Annotated in this window: 13 protein-coding genes and 1 pseudogene; 2 read left to right on the top strand and 12 right to left on the bottom strand. The window is 62.6% G+C overall.

The features are described 5' to 3' along the window. Positions 1–61: 61 nt before the first annotated feature. The 7 genes from LOY26_RS14030 to yghU all read right to left on the bottom strand — a co-directional run bounded on the left by LOY26_RS14030 (position 62) and on the right by yghU (position 7546). The gene (locus LOY26_RS14030) at positions 62–442 is read right to left on the bottom strand and encodes a RidA family protein (RefSeq protein WP_033698252.1); all 381 of its coding nucleotides are present in this window, start codon (positions 440–442) and stop codon (positions 62–64) included. A gap of 129 nt (positions 443–571) precedes the next feature. Further along, a complete protein-coding gene (locus LOY26_RS14025; protein WP_258713666.1) occupies positions 572–1816 on the bottom strand; it encodes a saccharopine dehydrogenase family protein in 1245 nt (414 codons plus the stop codon). Positions 1817–1847: 31 nt separating this feature from the next. After that, complete coding sequence (gene nspC / locus LOY26_RS14020; protein WP_033698248.1) at positions 1848–2945, bottom strand: carboxynorspermidine decarboxylase; 1098 nt, start codon at positions 2943–2945, stop codon at positions 1848–1850. 210 nt (positions 2946–3155) lie between these two features. Continuing rightward, complete coding sequence (locus tag LOY26_RS14015; protein ID WP_033698246.1) at positions 3156–4073, bottom strand: pyridoxal-phosphate dependent enzyme; 918 nt, start codon at positions 4071–4073, stop codon at positions 3156–3158. Positions 4074–4088: 15 nt separating this feature from the next. Continuing rightward, positions 4089–4790 (bottom strand): transcriptional regulator, encoded by a 702-nt coding sequence (locus LOY26_RS14010; protein ID WP_186665043.1) that lies wholly within the window; start codon positions 4788–4790, stop codon positions 4089–4091. 72 nt (positions 4791–4862) lie between these two features. After that, the gene (locus LOY26_RS14005; protein ID WP_186655675.1) at positions 4863–6569 is read right to left on the bottom strand and encodes an amidase; all 1707 of its coding nucleotides are present in this window, start codon (positions 6567–6569) and stop codon (positions 4863–4865) included. Positions 6570–6706: 137 nt separating this feature from the next. Further along, positions 6707–7546 carry a glutathione-dependent disulfide-bond oxidoreductase gene (yghU, locus tag LOY26_RS14000; protein WP_186655672.1) on the bottom strand — a complete coding sequence of 280 codons (840 nt, stop codon included), beginning with the start codon at positions 7544–7546 and terminating at the stop codon, positions 6707–6709. 199 nt (positions 7547–7745) lie between these two features. Between yghU and LOY26_RS13995 the strand changes: the two genes are divergently transcribed. Then, on the top strand, positions 7746–8792 hold the full coding sequence (locus LOY26_RS13995) for a dienelactone hydrolase (RefSeq protein ID WP_258713665.1): 1047 nt from the start codon (positions 7746–7748) through the stop codon (positions 8790–8792). On the opposite strand, the gene LOY26_RS13990 is transcribed toward LOY26_RS13995, so the two are convergent. From LOY26_RS13990 to LOY26_RS13970, 5 genes and pseudogenes are all read right to left on the bottom strand, one after another. Next, positions 8754–9947: an MFS transporter gene (locus tag LOY26_RS13990; protein WP_186655668.1), complete on the bottom strand. Its 1194-nt coding sequence runs from the start codon at positions 9945–9947 to the stop codon at positions 8754–8756. The two genes, LOY26_RS13995 and LOY26_RS13990, sit on opposite strands and share 39 nt — an antisense overlap. A gap of 192 nt (positions 9948–10139) precedes the next feature. Continuing rightward, positions 10140–11726 carry an ABC-F family ATPase gene (locus tag LOY26_RS13985; protein WP_047583047.1) on the bottom strand — a complete coding sequence of 529 codons (1587 nt, stop codon included), beginning with the start codon at positions 11724–11726 and terminating at the stop codon, positions 10140–10142. A 20-nt stretch (positions 11727–11746) separates the two neighbouring features. Then, a pseudogene (locus LOY26_RS13980) lies at positions 11747–12938 on the bottom strand (tyrosine-type recombinase/integrase). Positions 12939–13149: 211 nt separating this feature from the next. Continuing rightward, complete coding sequence (locus LOY26_RS13975; RefSeq protein ID WP_258713664.1) at positions 13150–13647, bottom strand: hypothetical protein; 498 nt, start codon at positions 13645–13647, stop codon at positions 13150–13152. Positions 13648–13701: 54 nt separating this feature from the next. Continuing rightward, a complete protein-coding gene (locus LOY26_RS13970) occupies positions 13702–14622 on the bottom strand; it encodes a DHHA1 domain-containing protein (RefSeq protein ID WP_238347518.1) in 921 nt (306 codons plus the stop codon). Positions 14623–14694: 72 nt separating this feature from the next. On the opposite strand from LOY26_RS13970, the gene LOY26_RS13965 reads away from it, so the two are divergent. Next, complete coding sequence (locus tag LOY26_RS13965) at positions 14695–14880, top strand: hypothetical protein (protein ID WP_258713663.1); 186 nt, start codon at positions 14695–14697, stop codon at positions 14878–14880. Position 14881 lies beyond the last annotated feature (1 nt).

Below are 14881 nucleotides of genomic sequence, written 5' to 3'. Positions count from 1 at the left end.
CTTGCGCAACCTGTGTGTGAGCGGCCTGGCCGGCGCCCCGGCAAGGCCGTTCACAAAAGGATCAGCGCTTGGCCGCCATCGCGGTCACTTCCACGCGCATGCCGTCGAACGCCAGCGACGCCACACCAACGGCGGCGCGTACCGGCCACGGGTTGCTGAAGAAGCGCTGGTACACCTCGTTGAACGCAGCGCGGTCGGCCATGTCGGTGAGGTAGATGGTCAGGTGTAGCACGCGGTCCATGCCGCTGCCTGCTTTCTCCAGGGCCACTTTCAGCGCCTGCAGGGTGCATTCGCTTTGCGCAACGATATCGCCCAGCTCAAGACTGCCATCGGCGTGGGTCGGGATCTGGGTGGTGACCAATACGCCGTTGTACTCGGCGACGTCGGACGAAATGGAATCGGCATCCGGGTCGGGGGTGTAGGTGATGTCTGTATTTGCCATGGGAACGTTTGCCTTGCGACGGAAGGAAAACGGCAAGCCTACGCGAGCAAGCGGCAGGGGTCGAGCCATGGGCAGTGGCGAATGCAGGATAAAAAGAAGGGCGCCTGTTGGCGCCTTTCCTGGTGTTGCTTAGGCTTCAGCGTCCCACGGACGATCGCCTTTCTCATCTTTGACGCGGGTCGGCAGGCCCATCACGTCCAGCGCCTTGAGGAACGGCTCGGCTGGCAGTTCTTCGACGTTGACCATGCGCTTGGCATCCCATTCGCCACGGGCGACCAGCAGGGCGGCAGCCACTGGCGGTACACCGGCGGTGTAGGAAATACCCTGGCTGTCGGTCTCGGCGAAGGCTTCTTCGTGATCCGCCACGTTGTAGATGAACACTTCGCGTGGCTGGCCGTCCTTGGTGCCCTTGACCAGGTCACCGATGCAGGTCTTGCCGGTGTAGCCCGGGGCCAGGGAGGCCGGGTCAGGCAGTACGGCCTTGACCACTTTCAGCGGGACCACTTCCAGGCCTTCGGCAGTCTTGACCGGTTGCTCGGAGAGCAGGCCCAGGTTTTTCAGCACGGTGAACACATTGATGTAGTGCTCGCCGAAGCTCATCCAGAAGCGCACGTTCGGCACGTTGAGGTTCTTCGAAATCGAATGCACTTCATCGTGGCCGGTCAGGTACAAGTTTTGCGAACCTACGACCGGCAGGTCGTCGGTACGCTTGACCTCGAACATGGTGTTGCTGGTCCACTGGCTGTTCTGCCAGCTCCACACTTGCCCGGTGAACTCGCGGAAGTTGATTTCCGGGTCGAAGTTGGTGGCGAAGTATTTGCCATGCGAACCAGCATTGACGTCGAGGATGTCGATCGAATCAATGCGGTCGAAGTATTGCTGCTGCGCAAGTTTTGCGTAGCTGTTCACCACACCCGGGTCGAAACCGACGCCGAGAATGGCGGTAATGTTCTTTTCTTGGCACTCTTCGAGGTGTTTCCACTCGTAGTTGCCGTACCAGGGCGGTGTTTCGCAGATCTTGCCTGGTTCTTCGTGAATCGCGGTGTCCAGGTAGGCGACACCGGTATCGATGCAGGCACGCAGCACCGACATGTTGAGGAAGGCAGAGCCCACGTTGATCACGATCTGCGATTCGGTCTCGCGGATCAGTGCCTTGGTCGCCTCGACATCGAGGGCGTTGAGCGAGAAGGCCTGGATGTCGGCGGGTACCTTGAGGCTACCCTTGGCCTTGACGCTGTCGATGATGGCCTGGCATTTGGAGATGTTCCGTGACGCAATAGCAATACGACCGAGTTCGTCGTTATGCTGCGCGCACTTGTGGGCCACCACCTTGGCGACACCTCCTGCACCAATGATAAGAACGTTCTTCTTCAATTTATCCCTTGCTCCTTACTGAATGCCGGTCTTACGACAGGCTGGAAACGTAGTCTTCAAAACCGAACTCGCGCACCACTTCGACGCTACCGTCGAGCTGCTTGACCGCGATGGAGGGCATTTTCAGACCGTTGAACCAGTTTTTCTTGACCATGGTGTAACCCGCCGTGTCGATGAACGACAGGCGATCGCCGATGGCCAATGGACGATCGAATTGGTACTCGCCGAAGATGTCACCGGCCAGGCACGATTTACCGCAGACCATGTAGGTGTGCTCGCCATCGTTGGGGGCCATCTTGGCGTTGAGGCGGTAGATCAGCAGGTCGAGCAGGTGCGCTTCGATCGAGCTGTCGACCACGGCCAGGTGCTTGCCGTTGTACAGGGTGTCGAGCACGGTCACTTCCAGCGAGGCGCTGTTGGTGATGGCGGCTTCGCCCGGCTCCAGGTAAACCTGCACGCCGTATTTTTCCGAGAAGGCTTTGAGGCGCGCGCAGAACGCATCGACCGCATAGTCTTCACCGGTGAAGTGGATGCCGCCACCGAGGCTGACCCACTGCACCTTGTGCAACAGGTGGCCGAAGCGCTCTTCGATGTGGCTGAGCATCTTGTCGAACAGGCCGAAGTCACCGTTCTCACAGTTGTTGTGGAACATGAAGCCGGAGATTTGCTCGATGACCTTCTCGATCTTCTCCGGGTCCCACTCACCGAGGCGGCTGAACGGGCGGGCCGGGTCGGCCAGCAGGTAGTCGGAGCTGCTGACTTGCGGGTTGACGCGCAGGCCACGGACCTTGCCTTCGGACTGTTCGGCAAAGCGCTGCAGCTGGCCGATCGAGTTGAAGATGATCTTGTCGCAGTTTTCGAGCATTTCCTCGACCTCGTCGTCGGCCCAGGCCACGCTGTAGGCGTGGGTCTCGCCGGCAAACTTCTGGCGGCCGAGCTTGAGTTCGAAAAGCGACGAAGAGGTGGTGCCGTCCATGTATTGCTGCATCAGGTCGAACACCGACCAGGTGGCAAAACATTTGAGGGCGAGCAGCGCCTTGGCACCGGAGTGTTCACGCACGTAGGCGATCTTCTCCATGTTGCTCAGCAGCTTGGTTTTATCGATGAGGTAGTACGGCGTCTTGATCATTTAAAGGCCCCCGGCAAGGCCGGCCAAAAAAAGGACACGCATTGTGCCTTCACTTGCCGCAGACCGAAAGGGTGAGACATGCATTTCGTCACTGTTGCAGACGTTGCGCGGGGTTTTTTCCGGTTGCGGCAGGCTCAGTAGATCAGGCTCATGTGACCGTCGTAATCATTGCCCGTACAAAACGGTCACGGCCAGGGGGACAGGCAGGGCTTAATCGGCCTGTTGTAACCAGGTGTGGATCTGCTCCAGCGTTGCGGTCGCACCGCCACAGACCACCACCAGTACGTTGCTGTAGCGGGCCAGGGTATCGGCCTCATAAGCCAGTGCCAGCGCAGCGCCACAAGCGGGCTCTACCAGTACCCGGTGGTCGAGCAAGAAGCGTTCACAGGCTTCAAGTGCCGCACGGTCGCTCACCAGGTGGCTGTGCACCGGGTGGCTACGCACGCATTCCAATGCCTGGTCGGCTACGCGCTTGGCGCCCAGGGACGTCGCCACCGATGCGAGGCGCTCGAGTTCAACCGGGTGGCCTGCCTGTACAGCTGCATGCAGCGAGGCAGCGCCCGTGGTTTCCACCGCTAGCACCGGCACATCATCCCAGCCGTTGCGCTTGAGGCCCTCGACCACGCCACTGAGCAAGCCGCCGCCACCGACCGATAACACCACCGCATCGGGCTTGACCCTGCTGGCGGCCACTTCGTCGATCAGGCTGGCATGCCCGGCCCACAGCAGGGGGTCGTCGAAGGGGTGAATAAAGGCATCGCCGGTGCCGAGCAAGGTCTGCGCCAGTTCGTTGGCCTCCTGCCAGGAGCTGCCGTGCACCACCACGTTGGCGTCTTCCAGGCGCAGCAGTTCCTTGGCGCGCTCGGTGGTGGTCTCGGGTACCACCACCGTCACCGGCACCCCCAGTTTGCGGCCGGCATAGGCCACCGCCAGCCCGGCGTTACCGCCGGACGACGAGACGAAATGGCGTGCGCCCCGGGCATGGTGAACTTCGCAGGCATGGCCCACGCCGCGCAGCTTGAACGAGCCGCAAGGCTGCAGGGCGTCCAGCTTGAGCCAGACCGTACGGCCAGCGGCCAGCGACAGGGGGCGGGATTCGATCAGGGGGGTCTGGATATGCAAGGTCATGGCGTGCTCCACAGGTCAGTCTTCACGGGCAACCGAAGGGCTCTCGCCGCGCAGTTGCTCCAGGTAGTTGTAAACGGTGTAACGGGTCACGCCGAGGGCGTTGGCGGCCTTTTCCACGCCGCCCTTGACGATGAACAGGCCGCGCTCCTGCATCACCCGCACGGCCTCGACCTTGGCTTGCTTGTTCATCCGGCCCTGGCCACTGCGCAACAGCGAGTTCTGGATGATCTCGCTCATCAACAGTTCCATGTCTGCAGGTTCCTGGGGGGTGGTCGATGCAGGCGAAGCGCCCACTGGCTGCAACTGCTGCAAGAAGCTCAAGGCGGTGTCGAGGCCAGTGACATCGGTGTTGATGCACAGGCTGGCAAAGGGGTGGCCGCTGCTGTCGCGGAAGATGGCCGTGGCGCTGCGCAGGGTGCGGCCCTTGAGCGTGGTGGGATAGTCGGGCAGCACCACAGGGTCGCAGCCGTGCCGTTCGGCGCTGGCTTGCATCAGTGCCTTGAAGCCTTGATCCTGTTCGGGTGCGGCGAGAATTGGGCTGCCGACGACGCGGCCGGAAAGGTGGCCGTTGACGATCGCCACGACGGAGTGCTCCGGGTGGTCGAGGTCGTGCAGGAGGATTTCCATGTTGCGGGCGGCAACACTGCCCAGGGCCTGGATGGCGGCCTTGAGGATGGTGAGGGTTAGCTGGCGTTCTTCGGGCGGGGAAAGCGGCATGAAAGCATCACCAATTTCAACGGTTTGTGCATTTTTACACACAAAGTTGAAATTGGCGATGCAGGTGCGAATTTACGCGCCCAGTGCTGGCGTACGCGGCGGGATCATACGGCGCGAGCCGGTTGCCTCGAACGCCGCGCCAAAGCTCAGCAGGTTGTTGTCGCTATAGGCACGGCCAGCGAAGGTCAGCCCCACTGGCATGCCGATATCGGCCATCACGCCCATCGGCACGGTCACTGTCGGTACACCCAGATGGCGGATAGCAAGGTTGCCGTTGGCCACCCAGATGCCGTTGCTCCAGGCAATGTCCGCCGAAGCCGGGTTGACGTCGGCATCTGCCGGCCCCACGTCGGCCACGGTCGGGAACAGCACCGCGTCCAGGCCCAGCTCGTCCATCCAGTCTTCCAGGTCCAGCTTGCGGGTTTTTTCCAGCCCGCGCAGGCCATCGGGCAAGGTCTCGATCTGGTCCCAGGTCTTCAGGCCGCGCTTGGCCATGTTGACGTATTCGTCCATGCCGGCGGCCAGGTCGTCCTCACGGTTGGGCAGGGTGCCTGGGTCGTGGGGGAAGATCTTCAGCCCTTCGACATCGGCCAGGCGGTTGAGCTTGGGGTCGTCGTTGGCGCGCAGGAAGTCATCGAAGGCCCAGCCCGACAGTTCCCATAATTCGTCATGCAGGAACGCTTTGCTGACGATGCCGCGGTTGTACACGGTTGGGGCGCCAGGGCGATCGCCTTCGCAGTTGGAGACCAGCGGGAAGTCCACTTCGAGCACTTCGGCGCCTGCCGCTTCCAAGGATTGGCGGGCCTGTTGCCACAGCTCGATGACGCTGTCGCGGGTGTTGATGCGCTGGCCGGTTGGGCCGCCGATACCTGGCTTCTCGGAGGTGCCGGCTTCGGGGTCGGCATTGATGTACATGCGCGGCACGCCGAAGCGCTTGCCCTTGAGAGCGCTGGCATCCACTGCCAGGTCCAGGTACGAGGCCGGGCGCACGGAAGAAGCGGCCGGGATCGCAACCCACGGCTGCAGGCGCCACAGGTCGCCGCGCTTGTCGGCGTCATCGGCCACCACGACCTCGAGGATTTCCAGCAGGTCGGCCATGGTACGGGCATACGGCACCACCACGTCCATGGTCGGCGTCAGTGGCCAGTTGCCACGTACCGAAATCACCCCGCGCGAAGGGGTATAGGCGCACAGGCCGTTGTTGGACGCAGGGCCGCGGCCGCTCGACCAGGTTTCTTCGGCCAGGCCGAAGGCGCTGAAGCTGGCGGCGGTGGCAGTACCGGCACCGTTGGACGAGCCCGAGGCGAAGGGGGCGGTCAGGTAGTTGGCATTGTACGGGCTCTCGGCCCGACCATACACCCCCCGCTGCATGCCCCCGTTGGCCATGGGCGGCATGTTGGTCTTGCCCAGGCACACGGCACCGGCGGCCCGCAGGCGCTCGATGGTGAAGGCGTCGCGCTGGGCTACCAGGTCCTTGAAGGCCGGGCTGCCGGAGGCGGCGGTGAGGCCTTTGACCAGGTAGCTGTCCTTGGCGGTGTAGGGGATGCCGTCCAGCGGGCTCAGCGGCTGGCCATTGGCGCGGCGGGCATCGGAGGCTTCGGCCTCCTTGAGTGCGTCTGGGTTGCGTACCACCACAGCGTTGAGCGCGGTCGGCGTATTGGCGCCATCGTAGGCGTCGATACGCGCCTGGTAGGCCTTGACCAGCTCGACCGCTGTGGTGCGGCCCGACTCGAGCGCGTCGCGCAGCTCGGCAATGGAAACCTCGGTTACCTCGATCATGCTTTCACCAAAAATTTTTGCAGGTGGGGGCTAGTGCGAGGAGTGTACAAGAAGGCATTGGTGTACGCAGGTTTGCGCAGGGGCAAATGGTTTTATGCAGGCGGGCATTGTCGGGGCCGCACGGCGGCCCCGGGCAGTCAATCCAGGTCTGCCGCCGAGTGCCGCTCAGGCACCTGGCTGGCCTCGTCGCCCCAGGTGCGATTGACCCGCGTCCCGCGTTGCACTGCGGGGCGTTGGGCGATCGCTTCGGCCCAGCGTTGCACATGGGGGTACTCGTGCACCGCTAGAAACTCCGCCGCGCCGTAAAGATTGCCGCGCACCAGTTCGCCGTACCACGGCCACACGGCGATATCAGCGATGCTGTACTCATCACCGCCCAGGTAGCGGCTTTCGGCCAGGCGGCGGTCGAGTACGTCCAGTTGGCGCTTCGCTTCCATGGTGAAGCGGTTGATGGCGTACTCGAACTTTTCCGGTGCGTAGACATAGAAGTGGCCAAAGCCGCCACCCAGGTACGGCGCAGCGCCCATCTGCCAGAACAGCCAGTTCAGGCTTTCGGTACGTGCAGCTGCGGCCTTGGGCAACAGTTCGCCGAACTTTTCTGCCAGGTACAGCAGGATCGCCCCCGACTCGAACACCCGCACCGGTGGCTCGACGCTGCGGTCGAGCAGGGCGGGGATCTTCGAGTTGGGGTTTACCTCGACGAAGCCGCTGGAGAACTGGTCGCCCTCGCCGATGCGGATCAGCCAAGCGTCATATTCGGCGCCGCTGTGGCCCAGGGCGAGCAGCTCTTCAAGGGCTATGTTGACCTTCACGCCATTGGGCGTGGCCAGGGAGTACAGCTGCAGAGGGTGCTTGCCCACTGGCAGCGCCTTGTCGTGGGTTGGCCCTGCAACCGGGCGGTTGATGCTGGCGAATTGGCCACCGGAGGCCGCGTCATTGCGCCAGACCTTGGGTGGGGCGTAAGGGGGCTTGCTCATGGGGTGCTCCTTGAATGCCGCGAAAGGGTCAGCTAAAGACGTTGACCTGCATCTATGCCACGGGTTCGTGGAAAAGCGCAATTGCATAGGGCGCTGGTGCTGGCAGCATGGCGCGTTTTTCATCCAGTTTTCATCTGTCATTGCCGGCAGCAGCCTTATGCTGGCGCTATCCCTTCGCCCTGCACGGAACAGCCGGCCGATGAACATCCCTCGCTGCTTGCTGGCGCTGGTCCTGCTCGGCGGCCTGTTGGCCCAGGCCGAAGCCGCGCCGTGGGTCGCCGGCCTGCACCACATGACCCTGACCGACCCCGTCGATGACCGGCCCATGCAGGCGCTGGCGTTTTACCCTGCCATTGGCGCCACCCGCAGCAGCCGTATCGACGGCTACCCGGTCGATGTCGCCGAAGAAGCCCCGGTAGCGCTGGGGCAGTTCCCTTTGCTGGTGCTCTCCCACGGCAATACCGGCAGCCCGCTGGCCTTGCATTACCTGGCCACCGCCCTGGCGCGCCAGGGGTTCGTGGTGGTGGCGGTCGTGCACCCGGGTGACAACGCGCGCGATCACAGCCGGCTGGGTACCCTCAGCAACCTGTATGGCCGGCCGCTGCAGGTCAGCGCCGCGATCACGGCGGCCCGTGACGATGCGCTGCTGGGGCCCTACCTGAACGATGGCAAGGTCGGTGTGATCGGTTATTCGGCGGGGGGCGAAACGGCGCTGATCGTGTCGGGGGCGCAACCCGACCTGGACCGTTTGCGCCAGTACTGCCTGGAGCGCCCCGGCGATGCCGACGCCTGCAAGACCCATGGCGTGCTGATTGCCGACCGCAGCGAGCTGGCGCCCGAGGCCGACTCACGGGTGGGGGCGGTGATGCTGATGGCGCCCCTGAGCCTGCTGTTCGGCCGTCATGCGCTGGCCGGGGTGCATATTCCGGCATTGATCTACAGCGGTGACAGTGACCAGTTGGTGGCTGTGGACCGCAACGCCGAAGCCTTGGCCCGCAAGCTGCCCATCACACCGGATTACCGCCTGCTGGCCGGCGCCGGGCATTTTGTGTTCATGGCGCGCTGTGACGATGAACAGCGCGCGCGCATGCCGGCACTGTGCAAGGACGCGGACGGCGTCGACCGCCGGCATATTCACCACTCGCTGCAACGCGACACCGCAGCCTTCTTCAGCCAGACCTTGGGCGCGCCAGCGCCGGACCAGCGCTCAGCCGCGTCGGCTGCGCCGCGCCAACAGCAGCGTTAAGCCGACGCCTACCAGCGCAAGCAGGGCTGCGACGCAGAAGATCGAGGCATAGCCCAGGTGCACGGCCACCGCGCCCATCACCGGGCCAGCGATGGCCAAGGCCATGTCGAAAAACACCGCATAGGCACCCAGCCCTGCGCCGCGGCTGCTGCTGGGCACCTGCTTGATGGCCTCGACGCCCAGCGCCGGGTACACCAGCGACAGGCCGAAGCCCGTGAGCCCGGCGCCTGCCAGTGCCCAAGGCGGCGAGGGCGCCAGCCACAGCAGGCCCAAGCCGACCACCTCGGTGGCCATGCACACCACCGCCACGTTGTAGCCGCCAAACCGGTTGACCGCGTTGACGAACATCAGCCGCGAAATGATGAAGCACACCCCAAAGGCACTCAGGCACCAAGCCGCACCGGCCCAACCGCGCTCCAGGTAATAAAGGGTGACGAACGTGGTCAGTGTGCCGTAGCCGATCGACGCCAGGGTGAGGCCCAGGCCGCAGGGCGCAACCCGGCTGAATGCCGACCAGAACGCCAGCCGCTCGCCACGCACCACCACCACGTCTGGCCGTTTGCGCAGCACCAGCAGGGCAAATAGCGCCAGCACCAGCAAGGTCGGCCCCAGCACGCTGAAGTCCAGGCCATCCACGGCCAGCACACCCACAGGCGCGCCAATGGCAATGGCGCCATATGATGCGATACCGTTCCACGAGATCACCCGGGCAGTGTGCTCCGGGCCGACCTGGCTGATGCCCCAGCTCAAGGTGGCCACACCGATCAGCCCCTGGGCGATGCCCAACAGCAAGCGACCGCCCAGCAACAGCGCCAGGCTCAGCAGCGGCATCGTCAGCGTCCATGCCGATAGCAGGGTCAGCACCCCGCAACTGGCGATGCCCAGCAAGCCGAAGCGGATCGCCTGCTTGCCGCCAAGGGTATCCGCCACCCGCCCGGCGAACGGGCGGCTGAGCAGGGTGGCCAGGTATTGCAGGCCAATCGTCACCCCCGCGATCACCGCGCCAAAGCCGAGCTGGTCGTGCACATAGCTGGGCAGCACCGCGATCGGCAGGCCGATGCAGAGGAAGGCAATGAACGTATAGAAGACGATCGACAGGATCTGCAGGGTGATGTTGAAGGTGTTGCTGGCGGGGGCGGGTTGTTGCGCGGTCATGGGCTCGTTCGCGGGCAGGCGGTGGGGCGTTGTTTCATCATGGCCGCTGCGCGAAGGAAATGAAAGCAGGCTAACGAATTATTCGTTGAGTGTATCGAGCGCTGGGAAACCCGCTTCCACATCGTGGCAGCGGGTTCACCCGCGAAGAGACCGGCCTGGCCAGCTCAAAAGGGCCAGGCCATCTCAGCTACCTCAGACCACGACGCCCTGGCTACGCAGGTAGTCGTCATAGGTGCCGCTGAAGTCGACGACACCGTCCGGCGACAGCTCGATGATGCGGGTGGCCAGCGACGACACGAACTCACGGTCGTGGCTGACGAACAGCAGCGTGCCTGGGTAGTTTTCCAGCGCCAGGTTCAGCGCCTCGATCGACTCCATGTCCAGGTGGTTGGTCGGTTCGTCCATCACCAGCACGTTGGGCTTTTGCAGGATCAGCTTGCCGAACAGCATGCGGCCTTGCTCACCACCGGAAATCACCTTCACCGACTTGAGGATCTCGTCGTTGGAGAACAGCATGCGCCCGAGGGTGCCGCGGATCACCTGCTCACCGGAGGTCCACTGGCCCATCCAGTCGAACAGGCTCAGGTCGTCCTCGAAGTCGTGGGCGTGGTCTTGGGCGTAGTAGCCCACTTCGGCGCTGTCGGTCCACTTCACCGAGCCTGCGTCCGGCGTCATCTCGCCTACCAGGGTGCGCAGCAGGGTGGTTTTGCCGATACCGTTGGGGCCGATGATCGCAACGCGTTCGCCGGCTTCGACGGTGATGTCGAAGTTCTTGAACAGCACTTTGTCGTCGAAGGCCTTGGCCATCTTCTCGACCACGACGGCCTGGCGGTGCAGCTTCTTGGTCTGCTCGAAGCGAATGAACGGGCTGACCCGGCTCGACGGCTTGACCTCGGCCAGCTGGATCTTGTCGATCTGCTTGGCCCGCGAGGTGGCCTGCTTGGCCTTGGAGGCGTTGGCCGAGAAGCGGCTGACGAAGGTCTGCAGCTCGGCAATCTGCGCTTTCTTCTTGGCGTTGTCCGACAGCAGTTGCTCGCGCGACTGGGTCGCTGCGGTCATGTACTCGTCGTAGTTGCCTGGGAACAGGCGCAGTTCACCGTAGTCCAGGTCGGCCATGTGGGTGCAGACGCTGTTCAGGAAGTGCCGGTCGTGGGAAATGATGATCATGGTGCTGTTACGCGCCGTGAGGATCGTTTCCAGCCAGCGGATGGTGTTGATGTCCAAGTGGTTGGTCGGTTCGTCGAGCAGCAGCACGTCCGGGTCCGAGAACAGTGCCTGGGCCAGCAGCACACGCAGCTTCCAGCCCGGCGCCACTTCGCTCATCGGGCCGAAGTGCTGTTCCAGTGGAATACCCAGGCCCAGCAGCAGTTCACCGGCGCGGGATTCGGCGGTGTAGCCGTCCATCTCGGCGAATTCGGTTTCCAGCTCGGCGACGGCCATGCCGTCTTCCTCGGTCATTTCCGGCAGCGAGTAGATGCGATCGCGCTCGGCCTTGACCTTCCACAGCTGGCCGTGGCCCATGATCACGGTGTCGATCACGGTGAATTGCTCGTAGGCGAACTGGTCCTGGCGCAGCTTGCCCAGGCGGGTGTTCGGCTCGAGCATGACCTGGCCACCGGACGGCTCGAGGTCGCCGCCGAGGATTTTCATGAAGGTCGACTTGCCGCAACCGTTGGCGCCGATCAGGCCGTAGCGGTTGCCGTTGTTGAATTTGACGGAAACGTTTTCAAACAGCGGCTTGGAGCCGAACTGCATGGTGATGTTAGCGGTGGAGATCAAAGGGCTTACCTATCAGTAACTTACGACGCTGGGCTTTCAGCTGATACCGATTTGATACCAATCTTGAGTTTTTCCAGCTCGCTCCAGTCGGAGCTTGAGTTAAGCCAACGGGCATACGTCGACAGCAGCATCTGAACGCTGTGACCCAGCTGTTGGGCGATAAATGCGGGGTTGAGGCCGGACATTAAGCATATTGTCGCATAGGTGTGACGGCAGTTGTATGGGGGGCGACGTCTGATCCCCAATTCATTCAGTACAGGCACCCACTGTTTGTGGAGGTCGGAGGTCTGTTCACGTACTCGGCGTTCTTCGACGGCGGAACAGGAACGGTGTTTCGGTCACCGCTCCCTTGCCATCCCTCCGGCGATCCGCGTACTGCCGGGCAAACTGAATCGCACGCAAGGCCCGATCGTTCAGCAGCACGAACCGGTCCCTGCCAGTTTTCGTCCTTTCTTCAACCTCGCCCAGAGCGACGGTCCTCTTGACGTGTACTGTCCTTCTCTCCATGTCGATCACGTCCCAGCGCACGGCCAGGGCCTCAGACAGGCGGAGCCCGGTGAAAAACATGAATTCAAACAGAGCGGCGTAGATGAGGCTGGGCCAGTGCTTGTGCTGGTAAAACTTGTCGATGATGGTATTGGCTTCCGCCAGGCTGAATGGGTCAATCTCCTTCTTCGACCGCTTCGGCAGTTCGATTAGCTCGGCGGGGTTCTTGACTAGCAGGCCCTCCCGGGTCGCTGCCGCAAGGATCGTCGACAATCGGGTGATCGCATTGCGCTTCACGTTTGCCGAGGTCCACTCGGTTTCAATGATGACGCGGCGGAGGAGGTTGGTCGTGATCAGGTCGACACGGACCATGGCCAGTCGTGGTACCCAGTAGAGGTTCAGGGCGCTTTTATAGTTGTTGTGCGTGCCCCGGGTGATTTCCCGACTGTCGAGCCAGAGCTGTGCATACTCGCCGAAGGTCGGCTTACCGCCGACCGCAGCCTGTGAACTCGGGAACAGCTCTGCGTACTTGTCCTGGTCAAGGAGGCCGAGTTTGTTGAGACTGGTTACCTGATCGCGAAGGTTGGATGCAGCCTTGATCCCTTTTTGTGTCGGGGGATAGGGGAGCGTTTCGCATCGACGGATACCGTCCCATGTGAAACGAATGCGGAGGGAGTTGCGGAAGATTTCGACCCCACGGGGTAAACCCATTGGCTTTCCAGCCATTCGTCATACCTCTTTTTGCTGTAGATGATCCGGCCGCCGTGCTTCATCCAGACGCCTGCGGGGATCTTCCCATCCAAGCGCCGATGCTCCAGTGAGCGTTTAGTGCAGCCGATCAGTTCTGCCATTCGCTGTTCGGTGACTTTGTCGACGTCACCGGTAGTTTCGGTTTCCATGGATGGTCTCCACGCCGCCGGTGGCGGCAGGTCGGTGGTCAGAGAGGGGATTTGGCCAAGACTGCGTCAGTAGCCTTGAGAGCGACCTGGGCGTCATCGACGTAAGCCGGATCGAAGCCACCGGCGTAGTGAATCACCTGCTGGCAGGCGTCCAGTTCTTTGCGGACCAGTCGGAGCGCCTGAATCAGCTCTTCCTGCAGTGCCCTCTCAGCCCGGCCGATATCCCAGAACCGCTGACCCCAATGCCCCTCGGGCGGCTGGTTGATGCTCTGTTTCCCGGCAGCCATGGCGCCTACGGCTACATCGCATATCCCGCGCTTGTAGGCGTTGTCACCATCAAGGCTAAGGCCGCCCCGCCGGCGTATGGTGTTCAAGACCTCGTCTGTATCGACGCCGGGTCCCTTGAGGAGGATGTCTTGCTCTGGCTCGCCCGGGGTGTAGATCACTAGTGACAGCTTGGCTTCGGCCGTCAGGTGATTGCTGATTTTTACCAGTGCATCGTTGGCGACTTCGTGGAATCGGTTTATTGCAGACATAGGTCATCCTCGCCCGGCAGCCGTTGCCGCCGGGCTTTGTTGAAGGAGGGGGAGTTACTTGGTCAGTTCGTGGCCAAATTGCACTCGGAAACCTGAGGCATTGCGGTGGCCACCACCGCCGTACTGCTTAGCGATTTCCGAGACGTCTAGGCCATCATCATTGCTGCGCAGGCTGAAGACTCGGCCTTCCGGTGTATCCCAGTAGCAGGCTGCGAACGGCTCGCCTTGCGACATCAGGTGGCCGGCGTCGCTGGTGAGCGTGTAGGGCAGGCTGGCCACAGGCACATCGTGACCGGCGATGACCAGGCGGCGCTTGGTCACAGCCACCAGCTCGGCAACGTCCTTCTGGTGCTTTCGCTCAATCGCGGCGCCGTCCGCGCGGAGGGTCTGCACATCAGTCGCCATGAGCGTGTCCCAGACTTCGAAGTCGTAGGGATAGCTAAATAGGTTGGCCTGAATCTCGCGGGTTCCATCCAACTGGAACAGCCACAGGTCCCTGTCCTCGATGTGGCGCAGTAGCATTGGCGGCTCCTGCCCGGGGAAGAAGTGGTCCCAGGCCAGCATGGCGCCGCTGCGGTTCATGTCGAAGCAGCAGGCGATAGCCGGGGAGTTCTGCGAATTCATGAAGATGTGCGCGCTTTCCCAGCCCAGCGCGACCGTGCCGTCGGCGTGCCGGCCATCGTGCCGAACGCCAGCGTGGAAGGGCGGGAACTTACCCAGGTCCTCGGCCGCCGACTTGTGATGATCCAGAATGATGATGCTGTGAGCCTTCCAGCTCAGTCTGGCCATGACTTCGTACTTGTAGCTGAAGTCCACGATGATGACGTCCTTGCCTTCAACGTCAGGCGGTTCCTGGCCGTGCACGCCGGCAACGAACTCAACCTGGTCGCCCAAGGCCTTGCGGACGACCCAGGCGCCGCCGAAGCCGTCAGCGCAGTTGCCATGGTAGATGCACATCGTTTTGCGTTCAGACATAGAGGTTCCTCGCCCGCACACAGGGGCGGGCACGCATGTTTAAATAGTGCCCCCAAAACAAGGAGCATTGAAATGGCAAAGGAAGCCAGGAAACCGTTTGGCTACGTAGCGGTCACGCTCATACCGACGAGCATCGGGTTCGTTATGGGAGGGCTGCTGTCAGATCAGCCTGCATTCATCTACAGCGGCCTGGGCATGGCTATACCTGGGGTGTTGCTAGCCGCGACGCACTTCTGGACGACCCGTCGGCGGGCTTGAG

The sequence above is a fragment of the Pseudomonas sp. B21-047 genome (assembly GCF_024748775.1).
In the GTDB taxonomy this organism is placed as follows: Bacteria; Pseudomonadota; Gammaproteobacteria; order Pseudomonadales; family Pseudomonadaceae; genus Aquipseudomonas; species Aquipseudomonas capeferrum.
This window is presented reverse-complemented; position numbering and strand designations above follow the sequence as displayed.